Here is a 19,832-nt window from a genome sequence, read left to right on the forward strand (position 1 = left end):
TTCAAAAGAAACTATAGTAATTTAACGCTTATTTTGTGCAAACCTTAAGCAAAAGCCCAATTTGCTGACACAAACCGACTTTCACCTAAGGTTTTCTAAGAAAGGACTACTGAGAATGATCACCGCGGGTATAACGATAATGAGGTCGCGCTGTCATTCTAGTTACCAATTCATAACCTATAGTACCAGCGTAGTCGGCAACCTCCTCGACAGGAACATCCCCACCCCATAGAACCACCTCTTCGCCCATGGCAAGTTCAGCAGAATAATCCTGCATACGCACAGTAATCATATCCATCGAGACTCGACCAGCCAAACAAGCGGGCTCCCCCCCCACTAACATGGGCGTACCGTTTTCAGCATGGCGTGGGTAACCATCACCATAACCCACTGCAACCGTCGCCAACATATGGTCTTCTGCGGCGACATAACCCAATCCATAACCCACTTTATCGCCTTTACTGACTTTACGTGTCGAAATCACTTTTGACGACAATGTCATGGCAGGTCGTAGCCCCATTGCACGCCCACTCACCTCTGCAAAAGGTGAAATTCCGTACAACATAATGCCGGGACGAATCCAACCACCTTCAGGCACACTCCATTTCATTATGGCAGCCGAGTTAGCGACACTGGATTCAATGTCACCAATTAACTGCCGAGTTTGTTCAAAATACGCCAACTGCTTCATTGTCGTAAGATCAGACAAATCATCGGCACAAGCAAAGTGCGTCATAAGCACCACTTCACCCACTTGACCACTCTCTTTTAGAGCAGTTACGAATGACGGTGCAGCCTCTTTATCAACACCAAGGCGATGCATGCCAGAGTCTAATTTCAAAAAAACCTTTTCGATTTTGGCATGACTAGCACGCAACTCATCAAGCTGCTGAGTGTTTTCGATAGCGGCCCAGAAGCCATGCTTTTCACACAGCGCCCACTCCTCACCCTCAAACACACCTTCCAACAGCAAAATAGGGGAAACAACGCCAGCGTCACGCAAAGCAATGGCTTCCTCAATAGCCGCCACAGCAAAAGCATCCACCTCTTTATCCAAGTAACGCGATACTTCGACCGCACCATGCCCGTACGCATTGCTTTTAACAACAGCGAACGCCTTACAAGTTGGCTGTAATTTTTTTGCATAGCGGTAGTTTTGTAAGATTGCCTCCAAATCTACCGTTGCCGTGAGTGGCCGTGCCATTTTCGCCCCTTAAATTTTTAAAGCGTTTTCTTACTTATAACGTTGTACAGAAAGATCTTGAGAATCGATCTCAGTTTTATCGCCTGACATAATATCCGCAATGACAGCGGCAGAGCCACAACACATAGTCCAACCCAATGTTCCGTGCCCTGTATTCAAATACAAACCATCAATGTGTGTGCGACCAACAACTGGCGTGCCATCAGGTGTCATTGGACGAAGCCCTGTCCAATAATCTGCTTCCGATAGGTCACAGCCCTGATCAAACAAATCGTGCACAACATGAGTAATGGTCTCAGTGCGAACTTTTGGTAAATCAAGATTATATCCGTTTAATTCCGCTGTTCCTGCTGCACGAATACGACTACCTAATCGAGTCACTGCGACTTTATAGGTTTCATCCATTACAGTTGAAACAGGGGCGAACTTTGAGTCTGTGATCGGCACAGTTAAGGAATAGCCTTTCACTGGATAAACCGGAATAGAAATATCAATATCTGAAAGCAATTCTTTTGAGTAGCTTCCCATGGAAACCAAAACATGATTAAACTCAAAATCACCCTGATCGGTTTTTACGGCGCGAATTTTACCACTTTCTACGACCAAGCGCTCAATCGACACACCAAATTTAAACGTAACACCTAATTCATCACAGTGTTTTTTAAGCTCCTGACAAAAAACAAAACAATCTCCCGTTTCGTCTCCGACTAAACGAAGCCCACCCTTAAACTTATCAATTACAGGCGCCAGTCCTGGCTCAACGTCTAAAATTTGTGCCGGTGTTAAAACTTGATGGGGAACATTTAGGGCCTTTAATACCTTGATGTCTTTTTCGGATGCCTCAACCTGCTCGTCTTTACGGAATAGCTGCGTCAGTCCGCCTTGACCATCATCATACTTAATGCCGATCTCTTTACGCATAGCGATAAATTGATCACGACTGTATTCGGCTAACGCCACCATACGAGACTTATTAACGTCATAAGCCTTTTCTGTGCAATTAGCCAACATCTTGCCCATCCAAGCTATTTTTTTGAACTCTGGATCAGCACTAACCTTTAAAGGCGCATGCTTTTGCATCAGCCACTTAATCGCCTTAAGAGGAATCCCCGGCGCCGCCCAAGGTGCTGAATAACCAGGAGAAATTTGACCAGCATTAGCGAAGCTTGTTTCAAGTGCAACCCCCTCTTGACGGTCAATCACTGTCACTTCATACCCTTTTTTCGCCAAATAATACGCTGACGTTAAACCAACAACACCCGCACCCAGCACGCAAACACGCATAGAAAACCTCAAAAAACAAATAAAGTCATATCACCTATAATCACACAACAAATCCAGTTTTATCATCTTATTTTATGATATTTAAAAGAATAATAAACTTTAAAATATCCATTTTAAAGTATATTAGAAACGAAATGTAAAACCTTTATTCAACTGATAAAATAGCCGTTCAATCAAAGCAAGCAGGGACACAGACATGAAAGAACAGCAAACATCTATATTTGACCAAGCCTTGTCACTGCTAAGCCACAGAGAACACAGCACAAAAGAGCTTGCAACAAAATTAAAAACCAGAGGACATGAGGAAGAGGAAATTACTGCTACCATCGAGCGTCTTGAAGAAATGAACTATCTTAATGACGAGCGTTTTGCAGAGATTTTTGTTAGAAGCCGACTAAGCAAACCTCTTGGCGCAAGCCGAATACAACAAGAGTTGATACAAAAAGGCATCCGTAGTGAATTGGCAAAAGAAGCCATTTCAAACGCAAATGCCGATTGGTTTGAGTTAGCAAGACAATTAAAAGAAAGACGATTTGGAAAAGAGTTTTGCACAGATTATAAAGAAAGGGCCAAACAATCTCGCTACTTGCAATACCGAGGGTTTGACTTCGAGCAAATAAAATACGCAACATCGTCAAACGAAGACGACTAATGCAAGAAAATCAAACCTCGATATATGAACCTAAGCTCACTTACAGTTTATGTTCTTTTGCCATCAAGGCCGCCAAATAGCGCTCCTCCATTTCAACATATTTTTCTTGAATGGCTTCAATCTTTGCATCTAACTCCGTAATTTTTTTCTGTAATTTCACGGCCTCATCAGACAACTCCTGACCATCGTATATTTCAGCCTCCAGACGCCTTTTCTCTTCTTCCAGTTCGTTGTTAATCTCTTGAAGGTTCTCGATCTCTTCTAAATCTTGGTTATTCAGCAAATCCTCGTCACCATGCGCTGAATCTATATAATCCTCTGGGTAAAGTTTTCTATTCATGAGCGTTTCATGCAACACCCTTGCGTCTTCTAAATCTCGCTCAAGCATTTCTACATACAATTCAGATTCATCGACCATCTGGCGTAGCGAATTCAATTTCATGGACTGCTCACTGACATAGGCATCGGACTGCTCTGTAAACGAGCCCTGATAAAGCAAATCCTCTATATTTTTCATAGTGCTACGTTCTTCCTCCATAACGCCATATATATCCATTGCCCCAGAACTCGACTGCTTTTTCTGGCTCAGCAAGGCAGTTGCCTTCTTCAAGGCCTCATCACGCTTAGCCGCATCTATGTTTAAGTTGTATTGGATTGTCTGTAAACTCAATAACTTAGCCTCTAAACTCTTAACAACTCGGCCACTTTCAAGCAGTGACTTTTCTAGCCTTACAATAGATACGTCATACGCACTTAAATACTTCCCTTCCCCCTCGTTATCCGTTTTAACCTTATGAACGCCTTCTTTTAACTCTTCAATTATATTCTTCTGATAAGCCGCTAATGCCTTAAGATCCGCAACCTTATCATCTAGCTCAGTTTTCATTGGATCTAAAAAAACAGCCTCACTAACATCATTGATAAAACCTTCCAACGCAGCAACATAGGCTTCATGCTCTTCAATATCTTTCAGTTCTTCCATATGAACAGCCAATCTTTCAGAAAACTCATGCATACTGGCCATTTCTGCTCGCAAAGCAGCGAGCGCATCGTCTAGGTCGGATTCAACCGACAACTCTGCTTGTAATTTAGTAAGCTGATTATTCAAATCGGCTGTTATATTATCCTGAGCAAAAACCTTGTCTCCCGCCTTTTGAATGACTTTATTTAGTTCATACAACAAAGATTGATTTACTTTAAGGGACTTAAGGAGAGCATCGATTTCTTGAGCCTGATCTACTCGATCTAACAGACCTTTAAACACCCCCAATAACATAACTATTTTTTCATTAGGTACAGAACGCTCAATAACGTGCATCTCAACATCTAAAAAAATCGCCCAGCAAGACAACGCTGATCGTCCTTGCGAGTCCACTTTTGGCGACTTTTCTAGCAAGTCCTTACAAATATTCCGCTGCTGTTTCAAAAGTGCTAACCATTGCGCTTTTTTATCCGCGGAAACAAAGTCCTCACCTAAGGGATGAGCGGCACCACTCAACGCCTCATCAGAGCCTGCCAATACTTTCTTCAAAGCAAAATAACGGTGGGCAACAAATAACAAGACGATCAATAGCACCACGCTTGATGCGACTAATGCCCAATGCCAGATTTGCATAACAACAGCCTCTTTAATCATTAAGAGAAATATCTTCAAAGGTTAGACTCAAAGAAACCATAAGACCTATCTTTTTTAAAGCACTTCCCACAAAAACAAAAAAAGCAGGCCGAAGCCTGCTTTCTCAATATAGCAACCGAAAAACAATTAAAAGTCTAATTGTTCAACTTCTTCCTCTGCCTCTTTTGCAGCAACATTTGCCTTTGCATCTGCTTTTTTAGGCAATAAATCTTCACGAATTTTCGCTTCAATTTCTTGTGCAATTTCAGGGTTATCCGCCAAGTATTGCGCGGCATTAGCCTTACCTTGACCAATCTTGTTACCGTTATAAGCGTACCAAGCACCAGCTTTATCAACAAAGCCTTGCTTAACACCCAAATCAATCACTTCGCCCATGCGGTAGATACCAGCACCGTACATGATTTGGAATTCAGTTTGTTTGAATGGCGGCGCAATTTTGTTTTTCACTACTTTAACGCGAGTTTCGTTACCGATTACTTCATCGCCTTGCTTCACAGAGCCGATTCGACGGATATCCAAACGAACAGAAGAGTAGAACTTAAGCGCATTACCACCGGTTGTCGTTTCTGGTGAACCAAACATCACACCAATTTTCATACGAATCTGGTTAATAAATACAACCAAACAGTTAGCGTTCTTAATAGAGCCTGTCAATTTACGCATTGCTTGAGAAAGCAAGCGCGCTTGAACACCAACAGAAGAGCTCCCCATTTCGCCTTCAATTTCAGACTTAGGAACCAAAGCCGCTACCGAGTCGACAATTACCACATCTACACTGTTAGAGCGCACCAACATATCGACAATTTCAAGCGCCTGCTCACCAGTATCTGGTTGAGAGATTAAAAGATCTTCAATATTAACGCCCAGCTTTTCAGCATAAGAAGGATCAAGCGCATGCTCGGCATCAATAAAGGCACACGTTTTACCTTGTTTTTGCGCTTCAGCAATCACACTTAGCGTTAAGGTTGTTTTACCTGAAGACTCAGGCCCGTAAATTTCGCAAATACGGCCATAAGGAAGTCCACCAGCACCTAACGCAATATCTAAGCCTAACGACCCAGTAGAAACAGTATCAATATCAAGCTTGGCACCTTCACCCATCTTCATGATGGCACCTTTACCAAATTGACGCTCAATTTGAGACAGCGCCGCGTCCAGCGCTTTTTTCTTGTTGTCTGCAATAGATGACATAATGAATTCCTTGTAACTACTGTTCGTTGTGATTAATTGTCGTTGAGGGTAACTCTATCGCTTTTTTTAGGGAATCTCAAGAAATACTGTATATAAAAACAGTATTATTTAAGTGCGTCATTAAGCAGCGCTTTTACACCACGAAGCGCTGCAAAAACCGTTGCTTCTCTTACCGCCTGACGATCCCCAGAAAACTGAAAGCGCTCGACTTTGGCTTCCTGTCCGAGCAATTGCCAGCCGATATAAACACAGCCAACAGGCTTTTCTTCCGAGCCGCCTCCAGGGCCTGCCACACCACTAACAGCAACAGAAATATTTCCGCCAAGTTGCAAAGCACCAGCACACATCTCTCTTACGGTTTGCTCCGATACAGCGCCAAAGGTTAATAAGGTTTCTTCTGCTACAGACAAGCCTTGCATTTTCGCTTCATTGGCGTAACTGATCACACCACCAAAAAACCATGACGAACTACCAGGTACTTGCGTACACACCGCACCAATCAATCCACCAGTACAAGATTCAGCGGTAACAAGCATGCAACCTTTCTCTAACAATACATGGCCAGCCTCTTCTGCTGCCCGTGTCATTTCTTGCATTTGATTCATTACCTTAATCCCTTAAATCCTAGGAAAATATCCCGTAGAATACCCCTCTATTTTTTGGATCACAATCGAGCTTCCCGAATGAGTAAAACAACAGCAGACAATCACACGCCTATGATGCGCCAGTACTTCGGCCTAAAATCACAGCACCCAAACCAACTGCTATTTTATCGCATGGGAGATTTCTACGAGCTCTTTTACGACGACGCCAAGCGCGCTTCCCAGCTACTGGATATTACACTTACCGCTCGTGGTCACTCCGGCGGCATGCCGATTCCAATGGCAGGCATCCCATTCCACGCCGCTGAAAACTACATTGCACGCTTGGTGCGTATGGGTGAATCCGTTGTGGTTGCCGAACAAACAGGCGACCCTGCCACCAGCAAAGGTCCTGTTGAAAGACAAATTGCTCGTATTGTCACGCCAGGCACAATTAGTGATGAAGCCTTCTTAGAAGAAAAGCGCGAGAACCTTTTGCTGTCACTCGCCCATCAATCTCGAAAAGGTCTCGATGTTTTTGGGTTTTCTTATTTAGACATGGCCAGTGGCCGTTTTTGTCTATTTGAAGTGGATGGCCATGAAGCGCTTTCTAGCGAATTACAACGCCTATCTCCAAGAGAGATTTTGATCTCCGAAGATTTCCCAGCGCGCGACACGCTCAAACTAGAAAAAGGCATTGCAGAACTTGGCCCTTGGCATTTCGATTATGAGTCAAGCTATCGCCAGCTAATCCAGCAATTCAACACCAAAGATTTATCGGGGTTTGGCTGTGAGGCACTCACCGCAGCCATTTCTTCTGCTGGCGCTCTACTTCAATACGCCAAAGACACACAACGCTCCGCTTTACCGCACATTCAATCCATCATGGTTGAACACAAAGACGATTCCGTTTTAATTGATGGAGCAACACGACGCAACTTAGAAATTGATATAAATCTAACTGGCGGCACAAGCAATACAGTTGTGGAAGTATTAGACAAATGCTCAACACCAATGGGCAGTCGTTTATTAAAACGCTGGTTACACACGCCAATTCGTGATTTGAATGAAATTCAGGCTCGCCAGCAAGTTGTCTCCGAATTAAAAAACAACCTGACTTACGACACTTTTGAAGCGCCACTAAAAAAAGTGGGTGATTTAGAGCGTATCTTATCCCGTGTTGCTTTACGCTCTGCACGTCCTAGAGACTTATTACGCCTAAGGTTTGCTCTTGAAGCTGCGCCAGAAATTACTCAACTACTCGCAAGCGTCCAATCACAACGCCTTACGGAACTGAGCCAACGCATTATCGCCCAGCCAGCCATTACAGAAACATTGGCAAAAGCTCTGGTTGAAAACCCACCTTCTGTGGTTCGTGATGGCGGTGTCTTTGCCCAAGGCTACGATGAAGAATTAGATGAGCTGTTAGCCTTATCAACCAATGCCACAGACTTTCTTGCAGAAATGGAACGTACAGAAAAGGCTCGCACAGGGATCACTTCACTAAAAGTTGGTTTTAACCGCGTTCACGGCTATTACATCGAGATTAGTCGTCTGCATTCCGATCAAGCACCAGTAGAATACATTCGTCGCCAAACACTGAAAAATGCCGAACGCTTTATTACCCCAGAACTAAAAGCCTTCGAAGATAAAGCACTCAGTGCGAAATCCAAATCTCTTGCTCGTGAAAAAGAACTTTATGAAGCGCTGCTCGATCAGCTAAATGAAGTACTAGGCGAATTGCAAACCACCAGCCAAGCTCTGGCGCAGTTAGATGTATTAAACAACTTCGCCGAACGCGCGAACACACTTAATTTTAACTGCCCGGAATTACACAATCGCGGCGGCATTCAGATTATCGGAGGTCGTCACCCTGTTGTGGAATCAGTGATTTCAGAACCCTTCGTGCCAAACGATCTTGATTTGAATGACAAGCGTTCATTACTGATGATTACCGGTCCGAACATGGGTGGTAAATCCACCTATATGCGTCAAATCGCTCTAATCACTTTGCTAGCACACACAGGTTGTTTTGTGCCTGCTGAATCGGCGTCTATCTCAATTGTTGATCGAATATTTACGCGCATGGGTTCATCAGATGACCTTGCAGGCGGTCGATCAACCTTCATGGTAGAAATGACAGAAACAGCAAATATATTAAATAATGCCAGCAAAAACAGCTTGGTACTAATGGATGAAGTTGGGCGCGGCACCAGTACTTTCGATGGCTTATCACTCGCTTGGGCGGCTGTCGACTACTTAGCCAAAGAGCTAAAATGTTATGTCCTGTTCGCTACCCATTACTTTGAACTTACAACACTAGCCGATCAATTAGACAACGCCGCCAACGTTCATTTGACTGCAACAGAATACGAAGACGAGATCGTCTTTTTGCATAAAGTTCATGAAGGCCCAGCAAGCCAATCATACGGTTTACAAGTTGCGCAATTGGCAGGCGTTCCTCGTGGGGTTATTGGACATGCCAAACAAAAGTTAAAAGAGCTTGAAGTCGTAACGGGCATAGACCTTGATAGTCATTCTATAGAAACGCCAGCAAGCGCACCCTCAACGAAAGCGAAAACCAAACAACGCACTATTGAGGAAAACAACAAAGACTACCAACCTCTGCAAGTCGATATGTTTGCCCAGGCCGAGCAGAATGTCTTGAAAAATACGCTTGAAGAACTAGATTTAGACAATATGACGCCGTTAGAGGCTATCAATGCCCTGTATAAGCTGAAATCTCAGTTGTCGTAATAAGCGACTGTCGATATAAGCTAATAGCAGATAAATGTAGACTATTTACGATTGTCGCTTGCCGCGAAATAGCCTATACCTCTAAAATAGTGCGCAATCATTTTTATAGCTTGTAAGGAGAAGTCGAATGGCTTTCATCGTTACCGATAACTGCATTCGCTGCAAATACACTGACTGTGTTGAAGTTTGTCCTGTGGACTGCTTCTACGAAGGCCCTAACTTTTTAGCAATCAATCCTGACGAGTGTATCGACTGCGCATTGTGTGAGCCTGAATGTCCAGCCAATGCCATCTTCTCTGAAGACGAATTGCCTGAAGACCAAGAAGTATTCGTTGAATTAAACCGTGACCTGTCTTTGATCTGGCCAAACATTGCAGAGAAAAAAGACGCGCTTCCTGACGCGGCACAATGGGACGGCGTTGAAGATAAATTAGAGCATCTAGAACGCTAATTTAGCACTGCTTAAAAGCTCAAAATAAAAAAAGCGACTCGATAGTCGCTTTTTTTATGCTCAACGTTATCAACAATGAAATCGTGACATATTTTAAGCCAAAAAAAAGGGCACCAAAGGCACCCCTACTTTCTGCTTACATCCGTTAAGCGACTCTTCCATTGAGTAAAACATCACTGTTTGCTCCATCCTGAAGCGTCCAAACTGTCCTTATTGCATGGTGTAATCCATCAAACCATAACATCCATATGAACAATCCATCGTTCTGAACATCCTAGTTCAATCCTCACACCATCTTTGGTGACCGATTAAACGCTTACAGCGCTTCTCATCCATGAACTCCGTTTGGTTAATGAACAATTTACCAGCTTTTGAGCATTAATCAAATTTCGGCACGATAAGCAAAAATGGAATTTTTCTTTTTTAAATCAAGTAGATAACAAAAAACTACAAAGAAATTTCGCCTTTAGCCACACAACAAACGGGAAAGGCTTACAGACATGTCAGAAAAAGACTACAAGCCAACCTTTTTCTGACACAAAATACAGCAAGGTCAGATAGCAACAAGAAACTCATCAGCCCATTTTACGGCTTCCAAGTAGGTGGTTTTTAGATCCTCAAAATCCTGAACATCCTTGATGGTATGCCCATTACTGTAGCTTTCTACAAGATCCAACGCATTTCCTACTCTTCCAGAGCGATGAACAATAGCGTTAATAAACTCACTAGGTAAAGGCAGTTCACCAAGCACTTCATCCAGCTTCATACCAGTACAAACATCGATCATCGACAACATTCCAGCAAGAAAATACTTGTCCTGATTGTTGTAGCCACGGCTTTGAGCAAATAGCTCCGCATGTTTCGCTCGAATCATGATTTGCTCTAACAACACATGACGTTCACCAACCATTTCTGACATCAACAACAGGTTTGTCAATGATTTCAGTTTTTCAGCGCCAATCAACATGATGGCCAATCGCACAGAGTCAACTGAAGCAATAAGACCCGTAGAAGGGGAATTTAGATAACGTAATAATTTATGAACCAAGCCAGCATCTTGGCTAACAATTCTGTCTAGGTCATCAATGCTAAGCGTTGATGGGTTCAACAGCGAAGACATTAATTGAAGTAACGTCATACTGTTTACTTTTGATGCTTTGCTCGATACCAATTCAGGCTTTTCAAAAAAATAACCTTGGAAGAACTCCACTCCCAGCAAACGACAAAACTGGTAGTCTTCCCAAGTTTCGACTTTTTCAGCAATAATTTGAGCTTTGAACCCTTTCAACAATTCAACCTGTTGATGAAAGCCATCATGGCCAAGCGCTAAAATATCTAGCTTGATATAGTCCGCCAATTCGACAAAAGGCGTTAATTTACTATCAAAAACAAAATCATCCAGCGCAATGATACAGCCAGAATTCGTCCAGCGGCGTAAAGAGGCGAGCAATATCGCATCAAAACCAGAGTCTTCCGATACTTCAATAACAATATTTTCTTTGTCGATTGGCATGCCGCTAGGGCTTAGTAGATACGCTCTTGAAAAATTAATAAAAGCCTTACTTGAGCCAACCAAATTTTCCATACCAAACTCAAATAAGCCGGCTGAAATCACCTGCGCAGTCGCACCAACCTCATCCATAATATCAGCTTGCACTGCCATCATATTCTTACGATAAAAAAGCTCGTAGCCCATTACTGCAAGACGGCTATCTACAATTGGCTGTCTTGCCAGTGCGATATTTGAATAAGCTGATAGTGAATTTTCAACCATATTGTTTCCATTTCAATAAAAGTATCAGAACGATTTGTACAGTGTCTCAATATTGCCTAAAAATTGCCATTGGGCATAGACAATATTCTTGATAACATGGAGCCATTAAATGTAGACAACTATATAAAACAAAATAAAGCAAAAAACCTGTGGGGAAAACAATGCCAGTATATCGCTCCAAAACAACTACATCGGGCCGTAATATGGCCGGAGCTCGTGCGCTATGGCGTGCAACCGGAATGACAGACGATGATTTTCAAAAGCCAATCATTGCGGTGGTTAACTCTTTCACTCAATTTGTACCAGGGCATGTCCACCTTAAAGACATGGGGCAACTGGTTGCTCGTGAAATTGAAGCCGCTGGCGGTGTAGCGAAGGAATTCAACACCATCGCTGTCGACGACGGTATCGCCATGGGCCATGATGGCATGCTTTACAGTCTTCCATCTCGCGACCTAATCGCAGACTCTGTTGAATACATGGTAAATGCCCATTGTGCCGACGCTATGGTCTGTATTTCAAACTGTGACAAAATCACACCTGGAATGCTAATGGCGGCTATGCGCATCAACATTCCAGTGATTTTTGTGTCTGGTGGTCCAATGGAAGCGGGCAAAACTAAGCTGTCCGAAAACAAACTGGATTTAGTGGATGCCATGGTTATCGCTGCAGACCCAACGGCAACCGATGAAAAAGTAGCGGAATACGAACGCTCCGCTTGCCCTACATGTGGCTCTTGCTCTGGCATGTTCACTGCAAACTCAATGAACTGTCTAACCGAAGCGCTTGGTTTAAGCTTGCCAGGCAATGGCACAACATTAGCCACTCACTCTGACCGTCGCCGCTTATTTCTAGATGCCGGTCGTCGTATTGTAGACATCACTAAACGTTTCTACGAAAACGATGAAGCAAACTGGGCACCACGCTCTATTGCAAGCTTCGAAGCGTTTGAAAATGCTATGACACTAGACATCGCAATGGGCGGATCAACCAACACTATCCTGCATTTATTGGCGATTGCCCGTGAAGCTGGTGTGGAATTTACGATGGAAGACATCGATCGCTTGTCTCGTAGAGTACCTCAACTTTGTAAAGTTGCACCAAACTCACCTAAATACCACGTAGAAGATGTACACCGTGCCGGTGGCATCTTTGCTTTGCTAGGTGAACTAGATCGCGCTGGTATTTTACATAATCAATGTCATACCGTGCATTCCAAAACTATGCTTGAAGCGCTAGATACTTGGGACATCATGCGTTCACCAACTCCTGAGGTTATCGAATTCTTCAAAGCAGGCCCTGCAGGTATTCCAACGCAAACCGCATTTAGCCAATCTACTCGCTGGCCTTCTCTAGATGGTGATCGTGCAGAAGGCTGTATTCGTTCAATCGAAAACGCTTTTTCCCTCGAAGGTGGCTTAGCGGTTCTTTATGGCAACATCGCTCTTGATGGTTGTGTTGTAAAAAGTGCCGGTGTAGACGAATCAATTCTTGTGTTTGAAGGTCGTGCTCACGTAACTGAGTCGCAAGACGAAGCTGTGAAAAACATTCTTGAGGATAAAGTAGAAGCGGGTGATATTGTCATTGTTCGCTACGAGGGCCCTAAAGGCGGCCCAGGTATGCAGGAAATGCTTTACCCAACATCTTATATTAAGTCTAAAGGGTTAGGTAAAGCCTGTGCACTATTAACGGACGGACGTTTCTCTGGTGGTACATCCGGTTTGTCTATCGGCCACGTTTCTCCAGAAGCGGCTGCCGGCGGTGCAATCGGCTTGGTTGAAAATGGCGACCGTATTTTGATCGACATTCCAAACCGTTCCATCAACGTCTTACTGTCTGACGAAGAGTTAGCTCACCGTCGTGCCGCCATGGAAGCAAAAGGCGCAAACGCTTGGAAGCCTGTTGAAGAACGTCCACGTAAAGTTTCTCCAGCGCTAAAAGTGTACGCTCACTTTGCAACCAGTGCAGACAAAGGGGCAGTACGTGATATTAGTCAAATCGACTAATATCTAAAGAGTAATACGCAAAAGGCCGCTCTGCCTAACATAGGTGCTGCGGCCTTTTTTATAAACAACTTGAGACCTTTGCACGAAGCCAAGACTAGGCAAGAGTCTCTATTTAATAATTCACTACAGGAAAGACCATGCTCAGCTATCGCCATATTTATCATGCAGGCAACCACGCTGATATTTTAAAACATTTGACGGTTAGTCAAATATGTCGCCATCTTATAAAAAAAGAGGCGCCCTTTTTCTATTTAGATACGCATGCTGGCATTGGTCAATATTCGCTAAACTCTGAACAGGCACAAAAAAACAAAGAATTTCATTCAGGTATTGCACGACTATTAAAAGAAGAGAATCTTCCCGAACCTCTAGAAGGCCTGTTGGATATCGTCCGAGACATGAACCCAACGGACACGCTGGAGTACTACCCTGGCAGCCCCAAAATTGTCGATTATTACGTTCGCCAAAAAGACAAACTACACTTATGTGAGCTACACCCAAACGATTACCCACTTTTAGCGGCGCTTTTTCCAAATAAACGTAAAGCCAATGTAGTGAAAGACAACGGATTTGCCGCAGTAAAAGCGATGCTGCCGCCACCACAAAAACGTGGCTTCGTTTTAATGGATCCACCTTATGAAGTAAAAAAAGACTATCAATATGTGGTTCAAGCATTAGAAGAAGGATACAAACGCTTTCCTCAAGGTACTTATGCAATCTGGTACCCGGTGCTAAACCGCCAACAGGCGAACGAATTACTAAAATCAGTCAAAGCCACTCATATCCGCAATGTGCTTTTACTTGAACTGTGTATTCGCAACACAGAACAAGAACGAGGCATGGCCGGCAGCGGCATGATCATTGTCAATCCACCTTGGACTTTAGAAAAAGAGGCCAAGGAATTTTTACCCATTTTGAGTAAGCTGCTTGCAGAAGATAATGAGGCTGACTTCCAAGTTACTTGGATCACCCCAGAATAACCCAATTTTATAGGAGCGCGTCATGAACACCCCCTTCGAACTCGCGTTTAAATACATGCCAACGCCTGCTTTTATAATAGAAAGCAGCACAGGCAAATTACTGTCTTACAATCGCAATTTTGAAATTTTGTTTGAAAATTTTAACACGACACCAGCCGGTAATTGGCAGGAGCTGTGTGAAGATGCCGCGTCTTCTGAAGACTGGGAAAACCTGAATAACAAAATTAAAAGTGGAAGCATCGAGCGCTGTGAAAGCCTAATTCGCGTTGGTGATAAGCTCATCAATATGCAGCTTGAAATGCAGCACCTTGGAGAATCAGTCTTAGTCTGTATCTACAATACCGATCATATGGACCTTTCTGCTGCAGAAAATACCTTACTAAAATACGCGTTGACGGAGTCTTCAGCTGGGTTGTGGATCTGGGAAACAGAATCGGATCTCGTATCTTGCTCTAAATCCATTGCCACCTTGTTAGGCTACCCTCTAGAGCAAACACCACGCTCAACAACAGAATGGCACGCCCTTGTTCACCCTGATGATGTAAAACGATTAGCGACCGTCGTCAATGAGCATGTGGCACTAAACCAAGATTATTACGAGGTAGAATATCGTATTCTGACGAGTGATCAGCGTTACCTTTGGGTAAAAGAACGCGGCAGAAGCTATACCAAAGGCCCAGATGGTAGTATCAAAAAGATCATTGGTTTTATGGTCGACATTAGCCACCAGAAAGCGCTAGAAGAACATCTACGTAATCAAGCAACCTTTGACGAATTAACAGGGTTATTAACACGTGGCGCCGCACTGACGCATTTCAAAAAACAGCTAGGCTTAGCAAAACGTCAATATACGCCATTAACCATGGCGAAAATCAACCTTGATGCTAACGAGCGCCTCAGCAAATTGCCGATGGAAGCACGTAATATTGCCATCCAAACTTCGGCCCGCTATATCTACAAAAAGATCCGCGAAGCCGATGTGTTGGCAAGAGTAGAGCCCGACAAATTGCTACTATTATTGCCCAATACCAGTGTTCGTGATGCAAAACGTCTGCTTAACAACATGATTGACCCAACTGAAGAAGAAAAATCCGCTTTATTCGAAGGCAATTCAGATCCAATGGACTTCTGTGTTGGTATTGCCGCTTTCCCAGAGGATGGCGAAACCATTGAAGAGCTGGCCCTTAGCGCAAACCAAGCTGTCGAGAACGGCCAAGCGACCAGCAAACAGATAGTGGTCAACTAAAGTTAGAAGCATAAAAAAAACGCCGTATTGGAAATACGGCGTTTTCATTTTCAGCTTCTTTAACAAGGCTCACCTTGCAAGGTTAAAACAAGTTTTCTTGAACCACCATGATCTCGATGCTCGCCTAAGTAAATCCCCTGCCAAATCCCCAAATATAGCCTTTTATCTTTAATAGGAATCGTTAAGGATGACCCCAACATACTGGCTTTTATATGCGCAGGCATGTCGTCGCTTCCCTCATAGATATGCTCATAATAAGGCTGATCTTCTGGCACCATATAAGAAAAGTGTTTCTCCATATCACGGCGCACCGAAGGGTCGGCGTTTTCATTGATCGTCAAAGACGCTGAAGTGTGCAGCAACTGAACATGCAACAAACCAACCGACACTGGTGAGAGTTTAGACAAAGCCGCTTCTACCTGATCGGTAATCAAATGAAAGCCTCGACGCATCACTGACAATTGAATTTCAACTTGCTGCCACATAACGAATTACTCTGCGCTGGTTCTTTGATATACAGAAAAACGATAGTCATAAGGGTTCGGCCCTTCCGCTGCGAACGCTTCTTCTCCTATTAGAGTAAAAGATGGCCAATCAACTTCTGGGAAAAAAGCATCGCCTTTTACTTCGGCATCAACATGAGTAATGTACAAACGGTCCGCGCGTTCAAGCGCCAGTTGATAAATTTGTGCACCGCCAATCACCATGACTTCTTCTTGTCCATTCACCAAGCAAATATCTTCGCCAAGTGAAATGGCATCTTCCAATGTCGTCACCACATCAATGCCTTCTGCTTGATAAGCAGGATCTCGGCTGATCACAATATTACGACGGCCAGGCAATGGCTTACCAATTGATTCAAAGGTTTTACGACCCATAACAATAGGTTTGCCCATGGTAGCCTGCTTGAAATATTTCAGGTCGTTCGGCAAATGCCAAGGCAGCGAGTTATTAATACCGATGGTGCGGTTCGTAGACATAGCAACAATAAGTGACAACATAAAACAACCTGCGTAAAAATCTTAGCTCTTCTTTACTCCGGCAATCCAAGAGCAAAGGCTTCTGATATAATCAATAGCATTTATTATACCCATGACGAACCAGATTGCATTTCTTAAGGGAAGGTCATCAGGCAAAACAGACAAGGCATTTATATGAAACAATATCTAGACCTCTGCCATCGCATTATCAATGAAGGTGAATGGGTTAGTAACGAGCGAACAGGCAAACGCTGCCTGACCGTTATTAATGCCGACCTTACTTATGATGTAAGCAAAGGTGAATTCCCTCTCGTCACCACCCGCAAAAGCTACTGGAAATCGGCCATTGCGGAAATTATCGGTTATTTAAGAGGTTACGATAGCGCCGCCGATTTTCGAGCATTGGGAACAAAAACATGGGATGCCAACGCCAACGAAAACGCAGTGTGGTTAAACAACCCTTACCGTAAAGGCGAAGACGATATGGGACTTTGTTACGGTGCCATTGGCCGTAACTTCCCTAAGCCAGACGGCGGTCATATCGACTTATTGAAACAAATTATTGATGACCTAAGCCGTGGTGTGGATAACCGTGGGGAAATCCTCACATTTTATCACCCTGGTGCGTTTCACATGGCGTGCCTTCGCCCTTGCATGTACAGCCATCATTTTTCACTGCTTGGCGATACACTTTACTTGAACAGCACCCAACGCAGCTGTGATGTGCCACTTGGACTTAACTTCAACATGGTTCAGGTGTACGTATTGCTTGCCATCGTTGCGCAAATTACAGGCAAAAAACCGGGCAAAGCCTTTCACAAGATAGTAAACGCTCACATCTATGAAGATCAGCTCGAACTAATGCGTGACGTACAACTAAAACGTGAGCCTTATCCTCTGCCAACATTAAAAATCAACCCAGAAATTAAGTCTCTAAAAGATATAGAAACTTGGGTGACCATGGACGACTTCGAAGTCGAAGGTTATCAATTCCACGAGCCTATCGCCTACCCTTTCTCTGTGTAAGCGACTCTCGATTCAAGAGACCTAAAAGCAAAACGGCGAACCAATATTGGTTCGCCGTTTTTATTGAAGTCACCTTTGTGGATATCTCTTCACACTAATCTACTGCTCATTTTTTTCTAAAGTACTTTTATGGTATTCAATACAATCAATGTTTTTACCCTTCACTTCCGCGAAGTTTTCATGGATCTTGGTTTCAACAAATCCGCTGTGTGCCAGTACTTTCTGCGAGGCAATGTTGTTCACAGAGACAAGGGCGATTAAGGTGTGTAGATTAAGCTCGTAAGCGAGTTGAATTATTTCTTTAACGGCACCCTTGGCGATGCCACGCCCTGTAAATTTCTCGCCCAATCGATAGCCTAAATAAGCCTCGCTCAACACCAAATTAATATCCGTTAAATTGATACGTCCAGCAATCTCTCCACTGTCGTCAATAATAAGCATCGGCAGCATGGTTTTTCTTTGATGTTGCGAAAGAAACTCTTCAATATGCTTTTTTACGCCATCGTCAGTGTAAAAACTAACGTCCCGCGGATTAATATGCGATTCAAACCACGCTCTGTTTTCTGTTTCAAACAGCAGTAAAGGTCTAAAGTCAGACCGAGATAATAGACGCAGTTCCATTCTCTATGAGTCCTTATACTAGCTAATTGCTGATGACGTTGAGGCCTTCATCTTCGGATGGAGCCTGAAAATATTGAGTTACATGATAAAAGACTGTTTCGTTATCAAACTGAGCTCGTTCAGGCTGCTCAGCGCGACGCTTCGCAATTTGAATAAGGCATTGCTCGTCACTTAAATCGAGAAAAATAAGCTCATGCTGGCTTTGAATTTCAGAACACAATTGTTTAAACCATGCCCGCTGGTTAACAGTATTTGCGGGGAAATCCATCACCACATTGGTTCCCGTCTGCAAAATATTCTGCACATGCGCTTTCACAAACGGTTTTATCAACCCAGAGAAAGTTAAGTAATCTTCGAAAGAGTGAATTTGATTGGGATAATGTGCGGCAAGCCAATCATCCTCCGACACCAGTACTGCGTTTTTTTCAACAGATAAAACTTTGGATTTGGTCGATTTACCTGCTCCCATTTTTCCACAGAAAAAAGTAAGCATTCCGGTACGATTCATAAGTTATCCCTGTGCATGATATCTACTGACAAGGTTAAAATTACCGGTACAAAAAAACCAGCCCTATGGCTGGTTTTAATCTGACGCTAAACCTTTTTAGCTACTTTGCAGCACTGGCTTGCGGGAAGATTTTCAGTTTAAAGCCAGCAATAATTAAACCAGCACCGATAATCACCATAGGTAAAGACAGGAGCTGCCCTTGTGTCAGCCAACCAAAAGCTAGGTAACCAATTTGGATGTCTGGCTCACGGACAAATTCGACAAGAATTCGAAAAATGCCATAGCAGAGCAAGAACATACCGGAGACACAGTAACGTGGTTTTGGCCTTTGAGAGAAGAACCACAATATACAAAACAACACGACACCTTCTAACGCAAATTGATAGAGCTGCGAAGGATGGCGAGCAAGCTGCAACGGGTCATTTGGGAAAATCATCGCCCAGGAAACATCTGTTGGTTTGCCCCATAGCTCGCCGCCAATAAAGTTACCTAATCGTCCAGCACCTAAGCCTATAGGAACGAAGGGGGCAAGAAAATCCGTCACATCAACAAGGTGTTTATTGTAACGGCGCGCGAAAAGGTACATAGCGGCGATAACCCCTAATAATCCGCCATGGAAAGACATACCGCCTTCCCAAATACGAATTAAAATCAGCGGGTTATCAACAAACGCGGGGAATTGGTAAAACAGAATATAACCAACTCGGCCACCTAAAATAACACCAAGCGCGCCATAAAAAATAGCGTCGCTGACCATTTCTGGCGTCCAAAGTCCATTAGAACGTTTAGCACGATACATGCCGCATAAGTAGGCTCCGGCAAAACCGACTAGATACATTATGCCGTACCAATGTACGGAAATTGGCCCTATGGATACAGCGATAGGATCAATATCTGGGTATGAAATCATAATAGTGAAGCGAACCTCTGGTAGG

At 43.6% G+C, this 19,832-nt stretch carries 18 protein-coding genes; 7 read left to right on the forward strand and 11 right to left on the reverse strand.

Going from position 1 to position 19,832, the window contains the following annotated elements; genetic code table 11:
* Nucleotides 1–106: 106 nt before the first annotated feature.
* Nucleotides 107–1,204 (reverse strand): alanine racemase, encoded by a 1,098-nt coding sequence (gene alr / locus C1X04_RS14965; protein ID WP_137170352.1) that lies wholly within the window; start codon nt 1,202–1,204, stop codon nt 107–109.
* Nucleotides 1,205–1,234: 30 nt separating this feature from the next.
* The gene (locus C1X04_RS14970) at nt 1,235–2,488 is read right to left on the reverse strand and encodes a D-amino acid dehydrogenase (RefSeq protein ID WP_110577001.1); all 1,254 of its coding nucleotides are present in this window, start codon (nt 2,486–2,488) and stop codon (nt 1,235–1,237) included.
* Nucleotides 2,489–2,684: 196 nt separating this feature from the next.
* Between C1X04_RS14970 and C1X04_RS14975 the strand changes: the two genes are divergently transcribed.
* Nucleotides 2,685–3,140: a regulatory protein RecX gene (locus C1X04_RS14975; protein WP_110577000.1), complete on the forward strand. Its 456-nt coding sequence runs from the start codon at nt 2,685–2,687 to the stop codon at nt 3,138–3,140.
* Nucleotides 3,141–3,180: 40 nt separating this feature from the next.
* Here C1X04_RS14975 and C1X04_RS14980 read toward each other — a convergent pair whose 3' ends face one another.
* The 3 genes from C1X04_RS14980 to C1X04_RS14990 form a co-directional block, all read right to left on the reverse strand.
* Nucleotides 3,181–4,755 (reverse strand): hypothetical protein, encoded by a 1,575-nt coding sequence (locus C1X04_RS14980; protein ID WP_137170353.1) that lies wholly within the window; start codon nt 4,753–4,755, stop codon nt 3,181–3,183.
* 147 nt (nt 4,756–4,902) lie between these two features.
* The gene (gene recA / locus C1X04_RS14985; protein ID WP_217494973.1) at nt 4,903–5,967 is read right to left on the reverse strand and encodes a recombinase RecA; all 1,065 of its coding nucleotides are present in this window, start codon (nt 5,965–5,967) and stop codon (nt 4,903–4,905) included.
* 104 nt (nt 5,968–6,071) lie between these two features.
* Nucleotides 6,072–6,572: a CinA family protein gene (locus C1X04_RS14990; RefSeq protein ID WP_137170354.1), complete on the reverse strand. Its 501-nt coding sequence runs from the start codon at nt 6,570–6,572 to the stop codon at nt 6,072–6,074.
* Between the two features lie 78 nt (nt 6,573–6,650).
* On the opposite strand from C1X04_RS14990, the gene mutS reads away from it, so the two are divergent.
* Nucleotides 6,651–9,305 (forward strand): DNA mismatch repair protein MutS, encoded by a 2,655-nt coding sequence (mutS, locus tag C1X04_RS14995; protein ID WP_137170355.1) that lies wholly within the window; start codon nt 6,651–6,653, stop codon nt 9,303–9,305.
* A gap of 127 nt (nt 9,306–9,432) precedes the next feature.
* Entirely contained in the window at nt 9,433–9,756 is a 324-nt protein-coding gene (gene fdxA / locus C1X04_RS15000; protein ID WP_012071401.1) for a ferredoxin FdxA, read from the forward strand.
* A 553-nt stretch (nt 9,757–10,309) separates the two neighbouring features.
* Here the strand turns inward: fdxA and C1X04_RS15005 are convergent.
* Nucleotides 10,310–11,530, reverse strand: a complete 1,221-nt coding sequence (locus tag C1X04_RS15005) for an EAL and HDOD domain-containing protein (RefSeq protein ID WP_137170356.1) — start codon at nt 11,528–11,530, stop codon at nt 10,310–10,312.
* A 161-nt stretch (nt 11,531–11,691) separates the two neighbouring features.
* Between C1X04_RS15005 and ilvD the strand changes: the two genes are divergently transcribed.
* From ilvD to C1X04_RS15020, 3 genes are all read left to right on the forward strand, one after another.
* Nucleotides 11,692–13,536, forward strand: a complete 1,845-nt coding sequence (gene ilvD, locus C1X04_RS15010; RefSeq protein WP_137170357.1) for a dihydroxy-acid dehydratase — start codon at nt 11,692–11,694, stop codon at nt 13,534–13,536.
* Nucleotides 13,537–13,673: 137 nt separating this feature from the next.
* Complete coding sequence (locus C1X04_RS15015) at nt 13,674–14,516, forward strand: 23S rRNA (adenine(2030)-N(6))-methyltransferase RlmJ (protein WP_137170358.1); 843 nt, start codon at nt 13,674–13,676, stop codon at nt 14,514–14,516.
* Between the two features lie 22 nt (nt 14,517–14,538).
* Nucleotides 14,539–15,762, forward strand: coding sequence for a PAS domain-containing protein (locus tag C1X04_RS15020; RefSeq protein WP_137170359.1), 1,224 nt, complete (start codon nt 14,539–14,541; stop codon nt 15,760–15,762).
* 59 nt (nt 15,763–15,821) lie between these two features.
* On the opposite strand, the gene C1X04_RS15025 is transcribed toward C1X04_RS15020, so the two are convergent.
* A complete protein-coding gene (locus tag C1X04_RS15025) occupies nt 15,822–16,247 on the reverse strand; it encodes a secondary thiamine-phosphate synthase enzyme YjbQ (protein ID WP_137170360.1) in 426 nt (141 codons plus the stop codon).
* 6 nt (nt 16,248–16,253) lie between these two features.
* A complete protein-coding gene (folA, locus tag C1X04_RS15030; protein ID WP_100187632.1) occupies nt 16,254–16,763 on the reverse strand; it encodes a type 3 dihydrofolate reductase in 510 nt (169 codons plus the stop codon).
* A 153-nt stretch (nt 16,764–16,916) separates the two neighbouring features.
* Between folA and C1X04_RS15035 the strand changes: the two genes are divergently transcribed.
* Nucleotides 16,917–17,768, forward strand: a complete 852-nt coding sequence (locus C1X04_RS15035; RefSeq protein ID WP_110576992.1) for a thymidylate synthase — start codon at nt 16,917–16,919, stop codon at nt 17,766–17,768.
* Between the two features lie 99 nt (nt 17,769–17,867).
* Here the strand turns inward: C1X04_RS15035 and C1X04_RS15040 are convergent, their stop codons facing one another.
* From C1X04_RS15040 to lgt, 3 genes are all read right to left on the reverse strand, one after another.
* On the reverse strand, nt 17,868–18,389 hold the full coding sequence (locus C1X04_RS15040) for a GNAT family N-acetyltransferase (RefSeq protein ID WP_137170361.1): 522 nt from the start codon (nt 18,387–18,389) through the stop codon (nt 17,868–17,870).
* Nucleotides 18,390–18,411: 22 nt separating this feature from the next.
* Nucleotides 18,412–18,897, reverse strand: coding sequence for an ATP-binding protein (locus tag C1X04_RS15045; RefSeq protein ID WP_137170362.1), 486 nt, complete (start codon nt 18,895–18,897; stop codon nt 18,412–18,414).
* Between the two features lie 100 nt (nt 18,898–18,997).
* Nucleotides 18,998–19,807 carry a prolipoprotein diacylglyceryl transferase gene (gene lgt, locus C1X04_RS15050; RefSeq protein ID WP_137170363.1) on the reverse strand — a complete coding sequence of 270 codons (810 nt, stop codon included), beginning with the start codon at nt 19,805–19,807 and terminating at the stop codon, nt 18,998–19,000.
* Between the last annotated feature and the right edge of the window lie 25 nt (nt 19,808–19,832).

The organism is Marinomonas sp. FW-1 (assembly GCF_005222245.1).
GTDB classification, from domain to species: Bacteria; Pseudomonadota; Gammaproteobacteria; order Pseudomonadales; family Marinomonadaceae; genus Marinomonas; species Marinomonas alcarazii.